Here is a 20,999-nt window from a genome sequence, read left to right on the forward strand (position 1 = left end):
ATGGACATGAAGAGGTTGTTGAAGACCTCCAGCATCACCGGGTCGGCCTCGGTGCCGATGGCCTCGGTCTTCGGGCGGGCCACCACCCGGGTCAGCACCAGGTGGCCGCGCGGGGTCATCTCCGCCTGCCAGCCCGGCTCCACCACCGTGGTCGCCGTGGCCTCGGCGATGATGGCGGGGCCGTCGACCTTCTGGCCGGGCAGCAGGTCCTCGCGGTCGTAAAGCGGGGTCTCGTGGCCCTCGCCGCCAGAGTGCATGGCGACCCGGTCCAGGGGTTCGGCTGGCTTGGCGTCGGGCGCGGCGGCGCGCTCCGGATCGGCCACCTCCTCCGTCGAGCCGACGGCCTCCACCGAGACCGCCTCCACCACCAGCTTGCGGTCCGGCGCGATGAAGCCGAAGCGCTGCTTGTGCGCCGTCTCGAAGGCCGCCTTCATGGCGTCGAGATCCGCGAAGTCGATCTGCAGCGGGCTGTCGGTGCCCTCGTAGCGGAGCTGTACCTTGCGCAGCAGGGCGATCTGCGGCGCGGCGACGCCCTGGGCCAGGACCTCGTCCCTGGCGCCGACGGAGAGGTCGTCGAAGGCCGCCTCGATCTCGGCGATCACCGGTTCGGCGAAGGCCGCCTCGATCTGGCGCTCGCGGATCGCCCGCACGTCGGCCAAGCCCATGCCGTAGGCCGAGAGCACGCCGGCGAAGGGATGCAGGAAGACCTTGGTCATGCCCAGCGCGTCGGCCACCAGGCAGGCGTGCTGGCCGCCGGCGCCGCCGAAGCAGTTCAGCGTGTACTCCGTGACGTCATAGCCGCGCTGCACCGAGATCTTCTTGATGGCGTTGGCCATGTTCTCCACGGCGATGCGCAGGAAGCCCTCGGCCACCGCCTCCGGCGAGGTCAGGGGCTTGCCGGTGGCCCGGGCGATCTCCTCGGCCAGCGCGGCGAACTTCGCGCGCACCACCTCGGCATCCAGCGCCTCGTCCGCCCGGGGGCCGAAGACCTTGGGGAAGTGGGCCGGCTGGATCTTGCCCAGCATGACGTTGCAGTCGGTCACGGCCAGCGGGCCGCCGCGGCGGTAACAGGCCGGGCCGGGATCGGCACCGGCGGAGTCCGGCCCCACCCGATATCTGGCGCCGTCGAAGTGCAGGATCGAGCCGCCGCCGGCGGCGACCGTGTGGATGTGCATCATCGGCGCACGCATGCGCACCCCCGCCACCAGGGTCTCGAAGGTGCGCTCGTACTCCCCGTCGTAGTGGGAGACGTCGGTGGAGGTGCCGCCCATGTCGAAGCCGATGAGCTTTTCGAAGCCGCCCATGGCCGCGGTGCGCACCATGCCCACCACGCCGCCGGCGGGACCCGACAGGATCGCGTCCTTGCCCTGGAACAGCCGCGCGTCGGTGAGGCCGCCATTGGACTGCATGAACATGAGCCGCGGGCCGGCCTGCGCGCCTTGGTCTGCTTTGGGGACATCCAACTGCCCGGCGACCTGGTCGACATAGCGCCTGAGGATCGGCGAGAGGTAGGCATCCACCACCGTCGTGTCGCCGCGGCTCACCAGCTTCATCAGCGGGCTGACCTCGTGGCTGGTGGAGACCTGGGTGAAGCCGATCTCCCGCGCCATGGCGGCGACGCGCGCCTCATGGTCGGGATAACGGTAGCCGTGCATGAAGGCGATGGCCACCGCGCGGATGCCGTCGTCATAGGCGGCCTGCAGGGCCTGGCGCGCCGCTTCCTCCGCCAGCGGGGTGACGACCTCGCCGCGGGCGGAGAGCCGTTCGGTCACCTCCACCACGCGCTCATAGAGCATCTCCGGCAGCACGATGTGGCGGTCGAAAAGCCGCGGGCGGTTCTGGTAGCCGATGCGCAGGATGTCGCCGAAGCCCTCCGTGGTGACGAGCAGCGTGCGGTCGCCCTTGCGCTCCAAGAGGGCGTTGGTGGCCACCGTGGTGCCCATCTTCACCGCCGCGACGGCGCCCGGCGGCAGCGCCGCGTCCTTGGCCAGGCCGAGCAGCTCGCGGATGCCCTGCACCGCGGCGTCCTTGTACTGCTCCGGGTTCTCCGAGAGCAGCTTGTGGGTCACCAGGCTGCCGTCGGGCCGCCGCGCCACCACATCGGTGAAGGTCCCCCCCCGATCGATCCAGAATTGCCATGCCGCAGCCCGCGCGTCGCCGTCCATCATCCGCCCCTTCGAACTGAAAACGCCCCTCTGGCGCGGCCATACAAATACACTTTATCGATAAATTGTCAACGTTTTCTCTTATTGTACCCGCAAGCTGCAAGTTCGCTTGGTCTGACATCATCCAAGACTTCTAGGACGCCTATGGCGATAACAAAGAAGAGCAGCAGCCAGACTGCCCGTCACCGAGGAAAATCGATCGCATGGACGAAGCGCTGGGCCGGCTCAACTGCATAGAGTACAGGAACAAACGGATCGTGTTCTTTGCCAGAGCGAGTGGTGTGAAGACAGGGGCGGTCGCGAGGCGGTTGGGGTTCTCACGGGAGACGGTGAGAGCTTGGAATCGGGAGGCGGCTGAGATCATTCTTCGGAGACTGAATAAAGGTGATCCCATGTGCTAGTGCTAACAGAATTAACTGTTCAGCCAGGCATATCGAATTCGATTAACCCCTGACCCTTTGCCTCAACCACCTCAATCAGTAGGTCGAGACTCGATGATTGCCACATTCCCCCTCGGTTTCTTGCTGGAAATTCTGCCCAGTAGGTGCCTAGTCGCTGAACCCTGTAGAAATTGACCTCTTGGCCCAAAATTCTCCCAGTCTTCACGAGCTCCCTCTGAGTGCGAATTTCCTGCCGCGCAACATCTTGAGGACGCAGAGGGACGATCTGAACATGCTCGCGGAACTCTGAACCGGTCCAACCTACAAAGTCGTGGAGTCTAATCGGCTGGGCTACGTCAGCTGCTTCGATCAGATCAGCATTTGTCTTGTTCTTGAAGTACCGAAGCTCAGTAACGGTTTGCGTTTGGAGCAGTGCTTCGAACAATGGTAGGAAATCGAGGTCTGCCAAAACAAATGTGGCGCGTTGAATGTTTCCCCGCATTGCATGGCCGTAAGACTCGATGGCGAGGAGCACATCTACACCCTTTTGAATCTGACCGATCTTTTTTCGGCGTCGGGTTCCGGCCCCCAACCTGACATGTACATTGTGGATCCGGCCAAGCTCTCTGAACAGCTCATCTTTCTTTGCCCAGCGGGTATTGAAATCCTCGTCGGCTTCGTCTTCGCGTTTGCTGGGATAGGCATCGTAGAATAGGATCCTGCCGCGTCCGAAAGAGGCAAACACCTTCGACCAATCGACACTCGGTTCGATATTCGGAGCAAGTGTCTTTGCTGACTCCTTTAAGAAAACTTGTAGTGCTGCTCCATCGACAAACACGTAGCTCGTCATATTGAGTCCTTCGAGTTTGCTTCCTATTCTCCTAACGGAATTGTAAGCCCCAGCTTCACGCTGTCCATCACCACCTGGGTGTGGAACTTTCCAATGACGTTGTTCTCGTAGAACAGGCGGCGGGTGAGCTGTTCGTAGTGGGCGAGATCCTCGGCGACCACGATCAACACGAAATCGGCCTCGCCGGTGACGTAGTAGCACTGCTGCACCTCCGGGATCTTCATCATGTCGCGCTTGAAACCGTCGACGATGTCGGCGCGGCCGCGAACGAGATCCACTTGCACGATGAAGGTGGTGCGCCGCCCGACCTTGGCCGGGTCCAGCACCGAGACGTCGGCGGCGATATAGCCGCCTTCGCGCAGGCGCTTCATGCGCCGCTGGCAGGCGGTGGCGGAAAGACCGACGGCGGCGGCCAGCGCCTCCGAGGTCTGGCGGTTGTCGCGCTGCAACTGGTCGAGCAGGGCGACGTCAAACTGATCTAAATCGTCCATATCTGCAGAATATCACCGCCTAGACGGTATTTCTGCAGAAATTAGTCTCAAGGAGGCCATATTCGCCGTTTCCCGGCAGCGCGGCACGCTAGGCTTCCGGCGTGCCGTTCAAGCCGGAGACCCAGCGATGACCGAGCTTTCCGAAAGCCAAGCCCCTGCAAGCCAAGCCTCTGCCCTGCCGGCGGCGGTGCTCTATGGCCTGACCGCATCCCTGATCTGGGGCGCCTGGCCGGTGGTCTCCGCCCTCGGCATCCGCCAGAGCCTGGCCGCCGCCGACATCGCCGCCCTGCGCTTCCTGGTCGCCGGGCTGATCCTGCTGCCGCTGGTGATCCGCAACGGCGCCGGCAATCTGGGACCCGGCGGCCTCGGCTGGGCGCGGGCGCTGTTCCTCAGCCTCGGCGCCGGTGCGCCCTATGTCCTGGTGACCGCCGGCGGCCTCACCTACGCGCCGGCCGGTCAAGGCGGCATCATCGGACCGAGTTGCATGCTGGTCTTCGCGACCCTGGGTGGCTGGTTGCTGTTGGGCGATCGTCCGCCGCGCCAACGCCTGATCGGCATCGCCTTGATGCTGACCGGCGTGCTGTTGATCGGCGGGCAGACCCTTGGGGACTATCGGGCCGAACAGTGGCAGGCCGAACAGTGGAAGGGCCAGCTGATGTTTGCCTGCGGCGGCCTGCTCTGGGCCAGTTACACCGTCGCCCTGCGGGCCTGGGGCGCCGACCCCTTGCAGGCAACGGCCCTGGTTTCGGTGCTTTCGCTGCTGATCTACGGACCCATCTATCTGCTCACCGCCGAACCACAACTCTTCGCCGCCCCTTGGACCGAAATCGCCGAACAAGCCGTGTTTCAGGGGCTCGTCGCGGCGATCCTGGCGCTGATCTGCTACAGCCGGGCGGTGGCGCTGCTGGGGGCGGGGCGCGGCGCGGTCTTCGTCACCCTGGTACCCGCCATCGCGGTGCTGCTGGCCTATCCGGTCTTGGGCGAGATGCCCAGTGCGACGGACCTGACCGGCGCCGCCCTGGTGACCGCAGGCATGGTGACGGCCCTGGGCCTCGTGCCGGTGGTATGGAAACGAACCTAGCGGCCTGCTGAGAATCAGAAGCCCGATTGACCTCGTGCTTCGAGACACCGGCTCCGCCGGTTCCTCAGCATGAGGTCAATCATGTCGATACCTTGCCTCACCCTGAGGAGGGCCAGCAGGCCCGTCTCGACCTGCCTTCGCCGAAGCGAAGCCGCTTCGGCTTCGCGCAGGCAGGAGGGCGAGGCAAGGTTGCCCGACGAACTCAGCAACACCCCTAATTCGGGTCGGTCTCCTGCATCGCCGGGCGCTCGTTGAAGTCGGCGAACCAGGCCGCCAGGTCGCTGCGGCCGTGGCGCCAGTTGAGGGCGCCGTGGCGCAGGTCGAGATAGCCGAGGGTGGTGCCACAGGCGATCTGCGCCAGGGTCAGGCCGCCCGGCAGGCCCTGCAGGTGCATCATCATAGCATCCAGGCCGCGCAGGATGGAGGCGCGCCAGCGCTCTACCGCCGCCGGGGAGCGTTCGCCCTCCGGCCGCCGGCTCTCCATGGTGATGCCGAGGGCCGAATCGGTCATGCCCTGGGCCAGGGCCGCGGCGACCAGCACCCTGTAGCGCTCGGCCCCCGCCGCCGGGATCAGCGCCGGCGCCTCCCCCAGGCTATCCAGGTACTCGCAGATCACCGGGCTGTCGAAGAGCGCGGTGCCGTCGTCCAGCACCAGGGCCGGCACCCGGGTGAGCGGGTTCTTGGCCTGCAGCGCCGCGGGGTCGTCGTAGGGATTGCAGACGATCTCCTCGATTCCGCCCATCAGGCCGCGCTCCCGCGCGACCACGCGGCACTTGCGGGCATAGGGCGAGGTGGGGGCATGGAAGAGCTGCATGGCGGCCTCCGCTGAAGGGTTCAGGAGCGGCGACAAATCTAGGGGCTGGGCGTCACCCGGTCGACGCCCGTCTGCGCATGCCAGTTCTGCGTCCCAGGGCAAGTGCCGGCATCGAAACCCAAAGCCCGCCACCCGGACGCCACGGGATCGCCACAAAGCTCGCCGAAGTTTGAACGCGAAACCGGGGATTGCGCTTGAACTCGGGCGCTTCCTGCCCGCAAGCTTGATGGAAACCGCGTGGGGCCGACCATGACCGTGATTGCCAGCAGCCTGAGGCGCCTGCTGATGCTCGTCGCCTTTCTGCTGGCGGGCCCGGCCCTTGCAGCCCTGACGGACGAGGTTTCCCTGGATCGCTCCTGGAGCACGGCATCGCGCGACAGCGCCGGCATCGGCCCCGACCCGGCCACCACGCCGGAGGCGGTGGTCCAGGTCTACGGCGCCCGCACCTTCGGCTGGCGCGGCGCCTTTGCCGTCCACACCTGGATCGCGGTGAAGCCGGAGGGCGCCGGGAGCTTCACCACCTACGAGGTGATCGGCTGGCGCTACTGGCACGGCGGCAACGGGCTGGTGCGGCGCCAGGGCCCGCCGGACCGCCGCTGGTTCGGCTCGACGCCGGAAATCTACACCGATCTGCGCGGCGCCGAGGCGGCGGCGACCATCCCCCAGATCGAGGCCGCGGTGGCCGGCTATCGCTTCGCCCAGACCTATCAGACCTGGCCCGGTCCCAACTCCAACACCTTCACCGCCAGCGTGGCCCGCCAGGTGCCGGCCCTGGCACTCGACCTGCCGCCGACGGCCATCGGCAAGGACTATCTGGGGCCGGCCGACTTCCTGGCCGAAACGCCCAGCGGCACCGGCTACCAGGTCTCCCTCTTCGGGCTGTTCGGGGGCGCCCTGGCGGTGGAAGAAGGGCTGGAGGTGACCCTGCTGGGGCTCACCTTCGGGATCGACCCCCTGGACCTGGCCATCAAGCTGCCCGGCCTCGGGCGGCTCTCGGCGATTTCTCGCTGACGCGTTTTCGACTTGCGTCGAAGCGGTTCCGGTCCGCCGCGCCGCTGTGCGCTTGACGGCGCGGGGCCGGGGCCGTCATTCTGGCCGGCGACCCGGTTGAAGTTTCACCACATCACTGCCGACTCATGAGCGTTTGGGGCAAAATTCTCGGAGGCGCCGCAGGCTTTGCCTTGGGCGGCCCCCTCGGCGCGCTGATCGGCGCCGTGGCCGGCCATGCCGTCGACAAGATGAGCGGCGGCACGGCCACCGCCGAGGCCGCCGACGCCACCAAGCAGATCGCCTTCACCATCGGCGTCATCGTGCTCGGCGCCAAGCTGGCCAAGGCCGACGGCCAGGTGACCCGCGACGAGGTCGACGCCTTCAAACAGGTCTTCCGCATTCCGCCGGAAGAGATGAAGAACGTCGGCCGGGTCTTCGATCAGGCGCGCAAGAACGCCGGCGGGTACGAGCCCTATGCCAAGCAGCTCGCCCGCATGTTCGCCGACAACCCGGCCGTGCTGGAAGAATTGCTCGGCGGCCTGTTCCACATCGCCCGTGCCGACGGCCGCATCACCGAGGAGGAGCTGGACTACCTGGAGCAGCTCGCGGTGCTGTTCAACTTCACGGCCCAGGACTGGGACCGCATCCGCGCCGCCAACGTCGGCCCGGACGAGAACGACCCCTTCCGCATCCTGGGCGTGAGCCGCGAGGCCAGCGATCAGGAGATCCGCGCCGCCCACCGCAAGCTGGTGGTGGAGAACCACCCCGACCGCCTCGTCGCCCAGGGCATGCCCCAGGAGTTCGTCGAGATGGCCAACGAGAAGGTGGCGACCATCAACGCCGCCTACGACGAGATCCGCCAGCTCCGCGGGATCCGCTGACCGTGGCCGCCGGTCCGCCTGTCGTGGCGCTGAACGGCGCGCGCCTGCGCTTCGGCGAACGGCCGCTTTTCAACAACCTTTCGCTGACCCTCTCGAAGGGCGAGCGCGCCTGTCTGGTGGGCCGCAACGGCACCGGCAAGTCGAGCTTGCTGAAGGTCATCGCCGGCCTGCAGGATCTCGACGGCGGCGAGCGCTTTCTGCAGCCCGGCACCAAGGTCGCCTACCTGCCCCAGGACCCGGATTTCTCCGCCGGCGGGACTCTGGCGGATTACGTCGCACTCGGGCCTGCCGGAGGAACCGCGGCACCCCGCCATGCCGTCGATGCCGCCCTGCGCCGTCTCGACCTCGACGGCGCGCGCCAGGTCACCGAGCTTTCCGGCGGTGAAGGCCGGCGCGCAGCCCTGGCCCGCTGTCTGGTCTCGGACCCGGAGGTCCTGCTGCTGGACGAGCCGACCAACCATCTCGACCTGCCGACCATCGAGTGGCTGGAAGGCGAGCTGCGGCGCTTCCGCGGCGCGCTGCTGGTGATCAGCCACGACCGCGCCTTCCTGAACGAACTGACCAACACCACCCTCTGGCTCGACCGTGGGCGCCTGCAGCGCCTCGACAGGTCATTCGCCGCTTTCGACGATTGGGCCGAAACCCTGCGCCGCCAGGAAGCCGAGGCGCAGCACAAGCTGGGGCGCCAGATCGTGCGGGAGGAACGCTGGCTGCAGCGCGGCGTCACCGCCCGGCGCAAGCGCAACCAGGGCCGCCTCACCCGGCTGCAGGACCTGCGCCGGGAGCGTGCCGAGTGGCTGGGCCAGCTCGGCACCGCGAAGCTGGCGAGCGCCAGCAGCGGGCGCAGCGGCACCCTGGTGATCGAGGCGGAGGGCCTCAGCAAGAGCTTTGCTTCGGAAGGCGGTGCCCTGGCGATCCTGAAAGACTTCTCCACCCGCATCCGCCGCGGCGACCGCCTGGGGATCATCGGCCCCAACGGGATCGGCAAGTCGACCCTGGTGAAGATCCTCATGGGCGAGCTGGCGCCGGACAGCGGGCGCCTGCGCCTCGGCGCCAACGTGGAACCGCTCTACTTCGACCAGCGGCGCGAGAGCCTGGACCCGGAGACGACGCTCTGGCGCAGCCTCGTGCCCGACGGCGGTGACACCCTGCTGGTGCGCGGGCGCCAGCGCCATGTGGTCTCCTACCTGAAGGATTTCCTCTTCGAGGAGGGCCAGGCGCGCCAGCCGGTGAAGGCGCTGTCCGGCGGCGAGAAGGCGCGGCTGCTGCTGGCCCGGCTGTTCGCCAGACCCAGCAACCTGCTGGTGCTCGACGAGCCCACCAACGATCTCGACATGGAAACCCTCGACCTGCTGCAAGAGGTGCTGGACGACTACGAGGGTACGCTGATCCTGGTGAGCCACGACCGCGACTTCCTCGACCGCCTGGTGACCGGCGTGATCGCCATGGAGGGCGGCGGCCACACCCTGGAGGTGCCCGGCGGCTACAGCGACTACCGGCGCCACCACCGGCAGATCACACAGACCGGGCGCCAGGAGGCGAAACGGGCGCGGCCCAAGCCGGCCAACGACAGCCGGCCGCGCAGCCCGCGCAAGCTGAGCTACAAGGACCAGCGGGAGCTGGACGGGCTGCCCGAGCAGATCGAGACGCTGACGGCGGAGGTGTCCGACCTCGAAGACCGGCTCGCCGATCCTGAACTGTTCGGCCGGGACCCCGAGGGCTTTGCCCGCGTCAGCGACACACTGGCGCAGAAGCGCGGCGCCCTGGCGGCGGCGGAGGAGCGCTGGCTGGAACTGGAATCGGCGCGGGAAGCGCTGGCCGAATGAGCAGCGAAACCACCACCGCCGAGACCGGCCTGCGCCCCCTCGACGCGCTCATCATCTTCGGCGTCATGGTGCTCTGGGGCATGAACTTCGCCGTCGCCAAGGTGGGGCTGGAACAGCTTCCGGCCATGTTCTTCATGGCCCTGCGCTTTCTGCTGGTGGCGCTGCTGCTGGTGCCTTTCGCCAAATGGCCGCGCGGGCAGTGGCGCGCCCTGGCCAGCATCTCCTTCACCCTCGGGATCCTGCACTTCGCCTTTATGTTCACCGCGCTCACCACCCTGGACGCGGCGACGGCGGCCATCGCCATCCAACTGCAGGTGCCCTTCGCCGCCCTGCTGGCCGCCATCTTCTTCAACGACAAGCTCGGCTGGCGGCGCGGCGTCGCCATGCTCTTCGCCTTCGCCGGGGTGGCGATCATTGCCGGGGAGCCGCGGCTGGAAGGCCAGTACCTCGCCCTCGGCTTCGTCATCTTCGCCTCCTGCATGTGGTCGATCGCCAACGTGCAGATCAAGCGCCTGGACGAGGTCGACGGGATCACCCTGAACGCCTGGATCGGCGTGCTCGCCGTCCCGCAGCTCGCGCTCGCCTCGCTGCTGCTGGAGGAGGGCCAGTGGGCGGCACTGCAGGCCGCCGACTTCTGGGCCTATTTCGCCGTCGTCTATCAGGCCGTGGCGGTGGTGGTGATCGGTTACGGCACCTGGTACTGGCTGCTGCGCCGCTATCAGATGAACCAGGTCATGCCCTCGATCCTGCTGGTGCCCGTCTTCGGCGTCATCTCGGGAATCGTCTTTCTGGGCGAAACCCTGACCCTCAATCTGGTGGTCGGCGGCCTGATCACCGTCGGCGGCGTCGCCGTCATCATCCTGCGCCGACCCAAGGTCACCGGCCCGGGCGCTGGGCGGGTCTGATGCTTCTCCGTCCTGATTGGAGTCTTTGACCGGGACCCTGCGATGACCGGCCTTGCCATCACCGAACGCTCCTCCCCGAACCAAGACGCCCGTCCGGACCAGCAGGCGGTCGACATCCTGCTGCTGCACTACACCGGCATGGAAAGCGGCGAGGCGGCCCTCGCGCGGATGTGCGATCCGGCGGCCAAGGTCAGCGCCCACTACTGCGTCGAGGAGGACGGCCGCATCGTCCAGCTCGTCGGCGAAGACCGCCGCGCCTGGCATGCCGGCGTCGCCCTTTGGAAGGGCGCCAGGGACATCAACGCCCGCTCCATCGGGATCGAGATCGTCAATCCCGGCCACGAGTTCGGCTACCGGCCCTTCCCCGAAGCGCAGATGCGCTCGGTCATCGCGCTGGCCCGGGACGTTCTAAAGCGTCATACGATCCCGCCGGAACGGGTGCTCGGCCACTCCGACGTGGCCCCCTTGCGCAAGGAGGACCCGGGCGAGCTCTTCGACTGGCCGCGGCTGGCGGCGGCGGGGATCGGCCTGTGGCCCGCCTACGGGACCGCCGTTGATCCCGGCGTTGAGGCCGACGGAGTCGCCGCGGCCTTGAGCGCAATCGGCTACGGCTTCATCGAGGATGACCTGCCCGCCGTCATCCGCGCTTTCCAGCGCCACTACCGCCCGGCGGCGATCACCGGCGAGGCGGATGACGAAACCCGCCACCGCCTGGCCGCCCTGCAGGATCTGCTGGAAGCACCTACCAGATAAGAAGCTGCGTCTCGGCGTCCTTCACCAGGTCGGTGAGCGAAGCGACCTGCCCCGTGCCCCGGCCCTCGAAGGTCACGGTGGCGCCGTTGTCGAAGGCAACGGTCACCGCCTTGCCGGCGCCATGGTCGGTGACGGAAGAGACGGCGGCGAGCAGATCGTCCAGGTCACGCGCGCCATCGCCGTCGGCGTCCACGAGATCGCGAAAGACGAGCCTGTCCCCGCCCCTCTGGAAGTCCGCGATGCGGTCGTCGCCGTCGCCGCCCGGCCGGTCGAGCCGGGCGAAGATGAAGGTGTCGCCTGCGGAACCGCCGGTCAGGCTGTCGTCGCCCTGGCGTCCGTTGAGGCGGTCGCGGCCGTGGCCGCCGGATAGCCTGTTGTCCCCGGCATCCCCGGCCAGCGTGTCGGCGCCGAAACTGCCGAGGACGTTCTCAATGGACTCCAGGGTCTCGGACGCGGAGCCGAGCTTGACCCTGCCGGCCGCGAGATCCACCAGCACGCTCATGCGCGTCGGGGCGAAGTCCACGGTGTCGTCGCCGGGCCCGCCATGAAAGGCATCGAGGCCGCCGTTGCCACGGAGCAGATCGTCGCCCGCCTGTCCGTAGAGGCGGTCGCCCCCGGCCTTGCCGACCAGCAGGTCATCGCCAGCACCGCCCACCAGGATATCCGCGCCGGCGCCGCCGACGATGGTGTCGTCCACGGCAAGACCGGGCTGTGGCGCCTGGATCAGCCCATCCAGGGCATAGGCGCGGACATGGTCGACCTTCATCTCCCCCAGGGTCCCCTGGGTCGGAACCGGCTCTCCGGCGATGCCGCCCACGCCCAGGTTCATTATCAAGTACATCGGCTGGTGCATGTCGGACGGTGTGTCCGTGCGGGCAACCTCCACCCCGTCGAAGTACCAGACGATGTGTTCGGGCTCCCAGAGCACGCCGTAGTCATGGAAGCCCGCCGTCGAAGGCACCGGCACGGTCGCGCCCGCCGAGGTCTGGCTGCCGCTGGCATTGCTGTGGGCCGTCAGAATCAGCCGGTTGGGCTGCTGTCCGATGGTCTCGATGATGTCGAGCTCCGGCGGCCAGGAGCCGTCGGCCGGCAGCATCCAGAAGGCCGGCCAGAGGCCCCGCGCCTCCGGCAGGTCGGCACGGACCTCGAAATAGCCGTAGGTCTGGGCGAAGCTCTCATAGCTGGTGAGCATGCCGGAGGTGTAGGCATAGCCCTCGATCAGGGGCCGGATCTCCTCCTCGGCCACCGCCGCGGTGATGGTCAGAACGCCGTCGTCGAGACTGAAGGGATCGGCACTGCGGGTCGGGCCGAAGTCGTGATCGATGTACCACTGCAGTTCGTTGTTGCCGGTCAGGGAGGTGCCGTTCTCCGCGCCCCACCAGTAGTTGGTGTCCCAGGTGCCGCGGACGCCGTCCCAGAGGTCGAGGCTGTCGAAACTGTCCTCGAAGGACAGGGAGAGCGCCGAACGGTCGAGGGCCAGTTGGAACTGACCGGCGTGCAAATCGGCAATGTCGGTGTCGGCGAGGACCAGGATCTCGCCGCCGCCCAAATCGACGCGGAGGTCGTCGCCCTGTTGGGTCATGGCCGCTCGCAGTTGGGCGAAGGAAGTGATTTCGCTGCCGCCCAGCCGCAGCACGTCCTCAGCTGTGAAATCCAGGATCAGGTCGCTGCCGGCGCCCTTTTCGATGAGGAAGAGGTCTGACCCGGCGCCACCCTTCAGCACGTCGTCGCCGGCACCGCCGAAGAGAAACTGCCGGCCCGGCCCGCCGGTCACGATGTTGTCGGCGGCGTTGCCGAAGGCGAAGCGCCCGGCGCCGGTGACCCTCAGGTTTTCGATGTGGTCCGGCAGGCGATAGCTCATCCAGGTCTGGACCGTGTCGACCCCCTGGTCGGCGGCCTCGACGGCGCGGTTCTTGCCGGAATAGAGGTGATAGACGTCGTCGCCGGCACCGCCGCGCAGGGTTACGGAGACGGCGGCGTTGCCCCAGAAGGTCTCGTTCTGCGGAGTCCCGGAGAGGTCGCCCCCGTCAACGACGGAGATGTGGCGGTCGGCGGCGGCGCTGTAGTAGAGAGGGATGCCCCTCGCATTCAAGACGGTGCTCATCGGTGGTCGCGGTCCTGCGTCTCATGGCTGCGATGTGCCTCCTGTCTCTCCCGGCCGGTGACGGCCCAGCGGGGCTGTTTTTCGTTTCGGGGTCAATTTCGTTCCCGGGCGCCCTTGTGCCCGGACTCCGGTTTCAACGGCAACCCCAGGTCGCTCTTTGACGCAAAATTCTCTTAGGGATGACTCAAGTGTTAAGCCGGGTGTTAAGCCGGAACCCGGCGCTCCGCGGTTGACGGCGCGGGCGGGAAAGCCTAGCTCTCAGGGGCCAGACGGTCGGATGGCCGCTCTCGCCGGCGCCTGGCGGCGGCGGGGGAGGAAAGTCCGGGCTCCACGAAAACAGGGTGCCGGGTAACGCCCGGCGGGGGCAACCCTAGGGAAAGTGCCACAGAAAGCAAACCGCCAAGGCGGCCCGTCGGGGCGCGCCGGCAAGGGTGAAAGGGTGCGGTAAGAGCGCACCGCGCGCCCGGCAACGGGGGCGGCAGGGCAAACCCCACCCGGAGCAAGATCAAGTAGGGACGGCCGGGCCAGCCCTTCTGGGCGGGGCCAGGCGGGTTTTCGCGCCGCCGTCCGGGTCGATCGCGCGAGGCGTCCGGCAACGGGCGTCCCAGATGAATGGCCATCCCTGAGCCTCCGGGCCCAGGACAGAACCCGGCTTACAGACCGTCTGGCCCTTTTTACCCCTGCTTTCAAAGGCTTACTAAAGCCAACCCTACCTCCATCGTCACCCTCGGGCTTGTCCCGAGGGTCCATGGAAAGAGTGAGACCTGGACCCCGATGGATTGCCGAACAAGTCCGGCAATGACGATCTGGGAAGGCAGAGAGCGCCCCTCTTTGACGGGCACGGCTTGGTTTCGGGTCAGGCGCTCAGACCCGCCAACCTCCGCTCTAAATCAGCGATTTAAGAACAAAAAAAGAACATAGTGTTGCCGCATTTTTTAGTCACCCTTACTTGGCCGGATTCAGATCTCACCCACAAGGGGTGGCATCACTACATGGCCGAGCCCCCAGATGTACGCATTAAGCTCTTGTTAACCCGCAATAATTACTTGTCTCGGCATTGACACCCATGAAATCCCATGATATCCCAAATCATCCCATTTTAAGGCTAGGCTACGGCGAGTTTTGCCGGAATGCAGGGCCGGGACGGCAGGAAACGAGGCAGGGCGGCCTGAGCAACGGCTGGAAAGGAGCCGCGGGGGAAAGAGGTGGCAGTCTTCATTGGCACCTTCGAGAACAAGGTGGATCAGAAGGGTCGGGTCTCCGTCCCTGCTGTGTTCCGCCAGTCGCTCGCCGGCCTGTCGTTCAGCGGCATCGTTGCCTTTCGCTCGCACCGCGCCGAAGCGATCGAGGGCTGCGGCATGGACTTCATGGAGCAGATGATTTCCCGCGTGTCGGAGATCGACCTCTTCTCTGAGACCCACGACGATCTGGCGACCACGATCTTCTCGGACTCCCAGCAGCTCGCCTTCGACGGCACCGGCCGCATCATGCTCCCCCAGGGCTTCCGCGAGCACGCCGGCATTACCGACCGCGCCGCCTTCGTCGGCATGGGCCAGTTGTTTCAGATCTGGCAGCCCGACGCCCTGGAGCGCCACAAGGCGGCGGCGCGCGACCGCGCCCGCGCCCAGCGCCTGACCATCCCGGCGGGGGGAGGCGGGCGATGACGGCACGTGCGGAAGCCACCGGCGGCGGCCACAAGCCGGTCCTTCTTAAAGAAGTCATGGACGTTCTGGCGCCGCGCGACGGCGCCATCTACGTCGACGGCACCTTCGGCGCCGGCGGTTACAGCCGCGCCCTGCTGGAAGCCGCCGACTGCAGCGTCTGGGGCATCGACTGCGATGCCGGCGCCGCGGCACGCGGCCGGCGGCTGGCGCAGGAATACGGCGGGCGGCTGCAGATGGTCGAAGGCCGCTTCGGCGACATGAAGACATTGCTCAACGGCAAGCTCGATCACCCGCTTGACGGCCTGGCGCTGGATCTCGGGGTTTCCTCCATGCAACTGGACGAGGCGGAGCGCGGCTTTTCCTTCCGGGCCGACGGCCCCCTCGACATGCGCATGGAGGGCCCCGAGACCGACAGCCGCCCCTCGGCCGCCGACGTGGTGAACGGCCTGCCGGAGCGCGAGCTGGCGGACATCATCTACCGCTACGGCGAGGAGCGCCGCTCCCGCCAGGTGGCCAAGGCCATCGTCCAGGCCCGTAGCGAAAAAGCCATCACCCGCACGGCGGCGCTGGCGGAGCTGGTGCGCGCTGCCGTGCAAAAGGGCGTCAAGCGAAGCGGCAAACAGACCATCGATCCGGCCACCCGCACCTTCCAGGCCCTGCGCATCTATGTGAACGACGAACTGGGCGAACTGCAGCGCGGCCTGCAGGCGGCCGAGGAGCTGCTGGGCCCCGGCGGACGCCTGGCCGTGGTCTCTTTCCACTCCTTGGAGGACCGCATCGTCAAACAGTTCCTGCGCGACCGCAGCAGCACGGCCGCCGGGGGTTCGCGCCATGCGCCGCCCGCGCCGGAGTCGCCCGCGCGGGCGGCGAGCTTCACCCTGCTGTTCCGCGGCACGCGCCGCGCCGATGCGGAAGAGTGCGATGCCAATCCGCGCGCCCGCTCCGCCCAGTTGCGTGCCGCCGAGCGCACCGCCGCCCCGGCCTGGCCGCCGCCGCAGGAGGTTCGGCCATGAGGCGCTTCGTCATCGTCTGCTGGCTGCTCGCCGGTTCGGTCACCGCTTTGACCCTGTTCCAGATCAAGCAGGAGGTGTTGGTTCTGGAGTTGGAGCTGCAGGGCCTGCACCGCGACATCCTGCGCAAACAGGAAGCGATCCACGTGCTGGAAGCCGAGTGGAGCTATCTCAACAGCCCGGATCGCCTGGCCTCCCTGGCCGAGCGGCACCTGAAGCTGGCGCCGATTCCGGCCGAGCGGATGATCGGCTTTGCCGACCTGCCCTACCCGGGTTCCGACGAAGAGGAGGAGGCCCCGCAGCCGGAGGCCAAGCTACCGCCGACGCTTGTCGCCGTTCCCGCCGCCTTGCCGGGAGGCCAAAGCCAATGATCCGCCGATACCTCGTCCGCGCCCATTCCAAGCCCCTGCCGCCGGCCACCGCCGCCGACCTGCCCAGCTTCGACCTCCAGGGCGGCCGGCCGGCGGACCTCCATCTCGAAGGCACTGCCAAGCAGGCCCTGGACGTCGGCCGCACCCGCCTTTTGGTGGCGGCGATGAGTTTCGCCCTGGCCTTCAGCCTCATCGGCTGGCGGCTGGTGGACCTCGGCCTGATGGCCGACCGCCATGAGCCCTCCATCGCCCGCAGCCTGTCGTCGGACCGCCTGGAGACCGGGCGCGCCGACATCGTCGACCGCAACGGCATCGTCCTCGCCACCACCATGCCGACGGCCTCGCTTTACGCCAATCCGCAGCATGTGCGCGACCCGGCGGCGGCAGCGGAACGGCTGGCGGCGGTGCTGCCGGAGGCCAGCCCGGCGCGTCTCGCCGCCAAGCTGGCCACCGCGCGCTCCTTCGTCTGGCTGCAACGCAACCTGACGCCGCGCCAGCAGTATGCGGTGAACCGTCTCGGCATCCCGGGGCTCTACTTCCAGCGCGAGCATCGCCGCTTCTACCCGCACGGCGCGCTGACCCCGCACGTGGTGGGGTTCACCGGCGTCGACAACGAGGGGCTCGCCGGCATCGAGCAGTCCTTCGACGACGTGCTGCGCGCCTCCGCCACGCCGCTGCAGCTCAGCCTCGACATCCGCGTCCAGCACATTCTCAGCGAGGAACTGGCCAAGGCCATGGCCACCTTCAGCGCCATCGGCGCCGCCGGTGTGGTCATGGACGCGCGTTCGGGCGAGGTCGTCGCCCTCTCGTCGCTGCCGAGCTACGACCCGGCAAAGCCGGCGACCGCCTCCGCCGACGCGCGCTTCAACCGCGCCAGCCTGGGCATCTATGAGATGGGCTCGGTATTCAAGATCTTCACCACCGCCATGGCCCTGAACGAGGGCGTGGTGACCCTCGCCGACGGCTACGACACACGCCAGCCGATACGGGTTTCGCGCTTCACGATCCGCGACTTCAAGCCCAAGAACCGCTGGCTCTCGATCCCGGAAATTCTGATGTATTCCAGCAACATCGGCACCGTCCAGATGGCCATGGACGCGGGCACCCCCGCGCAGCAGGCCTTCCTGAAGCGCATCGGTCTGCTGCAGCCCGCCGCCATCGAGCTGCCGGAGGTGGGCCAGCCGCTGATGCCCTCGCCCTGGCGCGAGATCAACACCATGACGATTTCCTTCGGGCATGGCCTGGCGGTCTCCCCGGTGCAGCTCACGGCGGCCATGGCGGCCATGGTCAACGGCGGCACCGAGGTGCGCCCGACCCTGATGAAGCGCAATCCGCGGCAGGTGGCTGCCGGAACCCGCCTGATCTCCGAGACCACCTCGGCCAAGGTCCGCCGGCTCATGCGGCTGGTGGTGGCAAAGGGCACCGCGCGCAAGGCCGATGCCCAAGGCTACGTCGTCGGCGGCAAGACCGGCACCGCCGAGAAGCTGGCCGGGCGCGGCTATTCGCGCAACTCGCGCATCGCCTCCTTCGTCGGCGCCTTTCCCATGACCGACCCGCGCTATGTGGTCTTCGTGCTGATCGACGAACCGAAGCCGACCAAGGAAACCCACGGCTATGCCACCGGCGGCTGGGTCGCCGCGCCGGTGATGCACAACATCGTCGAGCGCATGGGGCCCCTGGTCGGGATCGCGCCCCAGGGCGACGGCGAGGCCATGATCGAAGAGATGCTGGTTGAGATGAACAAGAGCGCGGAAGGACGCCAGCTTGCGTCTAACTGACCTGCTCGCAACGGACGGAAACGGAATGCAGCCCCCAGCGGCCCATACGGCGGCACAAGCGGCGGCCCATGCAGCGGCCCACGCAGAGATAGAGATCAGCGGCCTTACGGCGGACAGCCGCAAGGTCGTCGAGGGCTATCTCTTTGCCGCCTTGCCGGGCAGCTTGGCCGACGGCCGCGATTTCATTCCCGAAGCCCTGTCCAAGGGCGCCGCCGCGGTGCTGGCGCCCGAAGGCACGGTCCTGCCGGAGGGCGCGGACAGCATCGCCCTCCTCACCGATCCCAACCCGCGGCGGCGCCTGGCGCTGCTCGCCGCCCGCTTTTTCGAACGCCAGCCGGCGACGGTCGTTGCCGTCACCGGCACCAATGGCAAAACCTCGGTCGCAAGCTTCACCAGCCAGATCTGGCGCGCCCTGGGCTACGAGGCGGCCAGCCTGGGCACCCTCGGCCTGCAGCCGCCGCGCCCGGATGCGCCGGCCTCGCTGACCACGCCCGATCCGGTGGAGCTGCACCGCTGTCTTGCGTCGTTGACCCGCGATCACGTCGAACACCTCGTGCTGGAAGCCTCAAGCCATGGACTGGACCAGTATCGCCTCGACGGGATCCGGGTCAGCGCCGCTGCCTTCACCAATCTGACCCGAGACCACCTGGACTACCACGGCAGCATGGAGGCTTATCTGGCCGCCAAGCTGCGGCTCTTCACCGAGCTGCTGCAAGACGGCGGCACCGCGGTGGTGAACCTCGACGATCCGGCGGGCGCGGAGGTCGTGGAAGCCTGCCGGGCCCGCGGGCTGACGCTCCTGACCTACGGCCGGGTACTCAGCGATCTGCAGTTGGTGGAGCAACAGCCGACGGCCACCGGGCAGACCCTGAAGCTGCGGCTCTTCGGCAAGGACTACGAAGTCACGCTCGCCGTCGCCGGGGCCTTCCAGGCGGACAACCTGCTGGCGGCCCTCGGCCTCGTGATCGCGGGCGGCATCCCGGTGGACGATGCGCTCTCGACCCTCGGCGGCCTGACCGGCGTGCCGGGGCGAGTCGAGCTGGTGGGGGAAACCGCCGGCGGCGGCCACGTCTATGTCGACTACGCCCACACGCCCGATGCGCTGGAAACGGTGCTGGCGGCGCTGCGGCCCCACACCCGCGGGCAGCTTTCGGTGATTGTCGGCTGCGGCGGCGACCGCGACCGCGGCAAGCGCGCGCAGATGGGCGCCATCGCCGTGCGCCTGGCCGATCGGGCCTACATCACAGACGACAATCCGCGCAGCGAGGACCCGGCAGCCATCCGCCGGGAGATGCTGGCCGCAGCCCCGGGCGCGGAAGAGATCGGCGATCGCGGAGCGGCCATTGCCACCGCGGTGGCCGCACTGGGTTCGGGCGATGTCCTGGTCATCGCCGGCAAGGGCCATGAGACTGGCCAGATTGTTGGGGGACAAGTCTTGCCGTTTGACGACCGCGACGTCGCCCGAACCGCTATCCAAAGCAGTGTGGAGGCCGGGACATGACGGACCCGATCCTCTGGACCGCCGAGGACATCGCCCAGGCGACCGGCGGGCGCGTCACCGGCGACTGGCAGGCCAGCGGCGTCTCCATAGACTCCCGCAGCCTGGAGGCGGGCGATCTCTTCATCGCCCTCAAAGGCCCCAGCTTCGACGGCCACGATTTCGCCGGCAAGGCGATCAAGGCCGGCGCCGCAGCGGCCATGGTGCATCGCCGCGCCGACGGCATCGACGAGAGCGATCCGCTGATCATCGTCGACGACACCTTCGCCGCCCTCTGGCGCCTCGGCACCGCAGCCCGCGAACGCAGCCAGGCGCGGCTCATCGCCGTCACCGGCTCGGTGGGCAAGACCGGCACCAAGGAGGCCCTGCGCCTCTGTCTGGAGCCGCAGGGCGTGACGGCGGCCAGCGTCGGCAGCTTCAACAACCACTGGGGCGTGCCCCTCAGCCTCGCGCGGATGGACCGTGATGCTGTCTACGGCGTTTTCGAGCTGGGCATGAACCACGCGGGCGAGATCCGCGAGCTGACCGCCCTGGTCCGGCCCCATGTCTCCATCATCACCAACATCGAGCCGGCCCACCTCGGCAACTTCGATTCGATCTTCGGCATCGCCGATGCCAAGGCGGAGATCTTCGAGGGCATGGATGCCAATGGCTGTGCCGTGCTCAACCGGGACAACGCGCTGTTTCATCATCTGCGCGACAAGGCCGATGCTCTTGGCATCAGCCGCATCCTCTCCTTCGGGCGCCACAAGGAAGCCGACGCCCGGCTGATCGAGGATTCGCTGCACGCCACCTGCAGCGGGGTGAAAGCGGAGATCCGCGGCAAGGAGCTGGACTACTGCATCGCGCTACCGGGCTCCCACTGGGTGATGAACTCCCTTGCCGTGCTGCTCGCCATCGGGGCCGCCGGCGCCGGCGTTCCCAAGGCGGCGGCGCAGCTTGCCAACCTGCGGCCGATCAAGGGCCGGGGCGAACGCCACGACGTGGAAACGCCCGACGGCGTCTTCAAGCTTATCGACGACAGCTACAACGCCAATCCCACCTCCATGCGCGCGGCCTTCGAGGTGCTGGGACGCTCCTCCCTGGGCGAGGGCGGGCGGCGCATCGCGATCCTCGGCGACATGCTGGAGCTGGGCGAGCAGTCGGTGGACATGCACGCCAAGCTCGCCGGGCCGCTGCAGGAGAACGGTATCGACCTGGTCTTCACCTGCGGGCCCGACATGGCCGCCCTGCACGAGGCCCTGCCGGCGGAGCTGCGCGGTCTCCACGGCGCCGACTCCAAGGCCCTGGCGGCTCAAATCGGCGACGCCGTCAGGCCCGGCGACAGCGTGCTGGTGAAGGGTTCTCTGGGCTCGCGCATGGCCCTGATCGTCGATGCCCTGCTTGCCCTGGGCGAGCCACTGGCCCGCGCGGCGAACGGACAGTAGGAGACGCGCCT

The 20,999-nt window shown here is 67.8% G+C and carries 17 protein-coding genes, 1 other RNA gene and 1 pseudogene; 14 read left to right on the forward strand and 5 right to left on the reverse strand.

The genetic code is table 11. The annotated features are described in order from the left end of the window. Positions 1-2,165 (reverse strand): hydantoinase/oxoprolinase family protein (locus Q0996_RS14980; protein ID WP_299621279.1); only part of this gene is annotated, 2,165 nt, incomplete at its 3' end. A 149-nt stretch (positions 2,166-2,314) separates the two neighbouring features. Here Q0996_RS14980 and Q0996_RS25545 point away from each other — a divergent pair. Next, positions 2,315-2,566: pseudogene (locus tag Q0996_RS25545) on the forward strand (DUF6362 family protein); the annotation flags it as partial. A gap of 19 nt (positions 2,567-2,585) precedes the next feature. Here the strand turns inward: Q0996_RS25545 and Q0996_RS14985 are convergent. Both Q0996_RS14985 and Q0996_RS14990 read right to left on the reverse strand, forming a co-directional pair. After that, the gene (locus Q0996_RS14985) at positions 2,586-3,395 is read right to left on the reverse strand and encodes an NYN domain-containing protein (RefSeq protein ID WP_299621282.1); all 810 of its coding nucleotides are present in this window, start codon (positions 3,393-3,395) and stop codon (positions 2,586-2,588) included. 23 nt (positions 3,396-3,418) lie between these two features. Further along, positions 3,419-3,886: an Lrp/AsnC family transcriptional regulator gene (locus Q0996_RS14990; protein ID WP_299621285.1), complete on the reverse strand. Its 468-nt coding sequence runs from the start codon at positions 3,884-3,886 to the stop codon at positions 3,419-3,421. 127 nt (positions 3,887-4,013) lie between these two features. Between Q0996_RS14990 and Q0996_RS14995 the strand changes: the two genes are divergently transcribed. Next, positions 4,014-4,967: a DMT family transporter gene (locus tag Q0996_RS14995; RefSeq protein WP_299621287.1), complete on the forward strand. Its 954-nt coding sequence runs from the start codon at positions 4,014-4,016 to the stop codon at positions 4,965-4,967. A gap of 214 nt (positions 4,968-5,181) precedes the next feature. On the opposite strand, the gene Q0996_RS15000 is transcribed toward Q0996_RS14995, so the two are convergent. After that, positions 5,182-5,781 carry a glutathione S-transferase N-terminal domain-containing protein gene (locus tag Q0996_RS15000; RefSeq protein WP_299621290.1) on the reverse strand — a complete coding sequence of 200 codons (600 nt, stop codon included), beginning with the start codon at positions 5,779-5,781 and terminating at the stop codon, positions 5,182-5,184. A gap of 249 nt (positions 5,782-6,030) precedes the next feature. Between Q0996_RS15000 and Q0996_RS15005 the strand changes: the two genes are divergently transcribed. The 5 genes from Q0996_RS15005 to Q0996_RS15025 all read left to right on the forward strand — a co-directional run bounded on the left by Q0996_RS15005 (position 6,031) and on the right by Q0996_RS15025 (position 11,136). Then, positions 6,031-6,792 carry a DUF3750 domain-containing protein gene (locus Q0996_RS15005; RefSeq protein ID WP_299621293.1) on the forward strand — a complete coding sequence of 254 codons (762 nt, stop codon included), beginning with the start codon at positions 6,031-6,033 and terminating at the stop codon, positions 6,790-6,792. A 170-nt stretch (positions 6,793-6,962) separates the two neighbouring features. Continuing rightward, positions 6,963-7,652 (forward strand): TerB family tellurite resistance protein, encoded by a 690-nt coding sequence (locus Q0996_RS15010; RefSeq protein ID WP_299621296.1) that lies wholly within the window; start codon positions 6,963-6,965, stop codon positions 7,650-7,652. Between the two features lie 2 nt (positions 7,653-7,654). Further along, complete coding sequence (locus Q0996_RS15015; protein ID WP_299621299.1) at positions 7,655-9,478, forward strand: ATP-binding cassette domain-containing protein; 1,824 nt, start codon at positions 7,655-7,657, stop codon at positions 9,476-9,478. Then, positions 9,475-10,383 carry a DMT family transporter gene (locus tag Q0996_RS15020; RefSeq protein WP_299621302.1) on the forward strand — a complete coding sequence of 303 codons (909 nt, stop codon included), beginning with the start codon at positions 9,475-9,477 and terminating at the stop codon, positions 10,381-10,383. Before Q0996_RS15015 ends, Q0996_RS15020 begins: the two co-directional genes overlap by 4 nt. Positions 10,384-10,425: 42 nt before the next feature. Then, a complete protein-coding gene (locus tag Q0996_RS15025) occupies positions 10,426-11,136 on the forward strand; it encodes an N-acetylmuramoyl-L-alanine amidase (protein ID WP_299621305.1) in 711 nt (236 codons plus the stop codon). Here Q0996_RS15025 and Q0996_RS25495 read toward each other — a convergent pair. After that, positions 11,126-13,240: a family 16 glycosylhydrolase gene (locus tag Q0996_RS25495; RefSeq protein ID WP_322096718.1), complete on the reverse strand. Its 2,115-nt coding sequence runs from the start codon at positions 13,238-13,240 to the stop codon at positions 11,126-11,128. The genes Q0996_RS15025 and Q0996_RS25495 overlap by 11 nt on opposite strands. Before the next feature lie 265 nt (positions 13,241-13,505). On the opposite strand from Q0996_RS25495, the gene rnpB reads away from it, so the two are divergent. The 7 genes from rnpB (at position 13,506) to Q0996_RS15070 (ending at position 20,988) form a co-directional block, all read left to right on the forward strand. Further along, an RNA gene (rnpB, locus tag Q0996_RS15040) (RNase P RNA component class A) lies at positions 13,506-13,912 on the forward strand. A gap of 533 nt (positions 13,913-14,445) precedes the next feature. Then, positions 14,446-14,904, forward strand: a complete 459-nt coding sequence (gene mraZ, locus Q0996_RS15045) for a division/cell wall cluster transcriptional repressor MraZ (RefSeq protein WP_299621308.1) — start codon at positions 14,446-14,448, stop codon at positions 14,902-14,904. Continuing rightward, positions 14,901-15,917: a 16S rRNA (cytosine(1402)-N(4))-methyltransferase RsmH gene (rsmH, locus tag Q0996_RS15050; RefSeq protein WP_299621311.1), complete on the forward strand. Its 1,017-nt coding sequence runs from the start codon at positions 14,901-14,903 to the stop codon at positions 15,915-15,917. The genes mraZ and rsmH overlap by 4 nt, the downstream gene beginning before the upstream one ends. Continuing rightward, complete coding sequence (locus Q0996_RS15055) at positions 15,914-16,285, forward strand: hypothetical protein (RefSeq protein WP_299621314.1); 372 nt, start codon at positions 15,914-15,916, stop codon at positions 16,283-16,285. Before rsmH ends, Q0996_RS15055 begins: the two co-directional genes overlap by 4 nt. Beyond that, positions 16,282-18,063 carry a penicillin-binding protein 2 gene (locus Q0996_RS15060; protein WP_299621316.1) on the forward strand — a complete coding sequence of 594 codons (1,782 nt, stop codon included), beginning with the start codon at positions 16,282-16,284 and terminating at the stop codon, positions 18,061-18,063. The genes Q0996_RS15055 and Q0996_RS15060 overlap by 4 nt, the downstream gene beginning before the upstream one ends. Before the next feature lie 25 nt (positions 18,064-18,088). Further along, positions 18,089-19,564 carry a UDP-N-acetylmuramoyl-L-alanyl-D-glutamate--2,6-diaminopimelate ligase gene (locus Q0996_RS15065; RefSeq protein ID WP_299621320.1) on the forward strand — a complete coding sequence of 492 codons (1,476 nt, stop codon included), beginning with the start codon at positions 18,089-18,091 and terminating at the stop codon, positions 19,562-19,564. Beyond that, positions 19,561-20,988, forward strand: coding sequence for a UDP-N-acetylmuramoylalanyl-D-glutamyl-2,6-diaminopimelate--D-alanyl-D-alanine ligase (locus tag Q0996_RS15070; protein WP_299621322.1), 1,428 nt, complete (start codon positions 19,561-19,563; stop codon positions 20,986-20,988). Before Q0996_RS15065 ends, Q0996_RS15070 begins: the two co-directional genes overlap by 4 nt. Positions 20,989-20,999: the final 11 nt, after the last annotated feature.

The organism is Pelagibius sp., assembly GCF_028289705.1.
Lineage (GTDB): Bacteria > Pseudomonadota > Alphaproteobacteria > Kiloniellales > Kiloniellaceae > Pelagibius.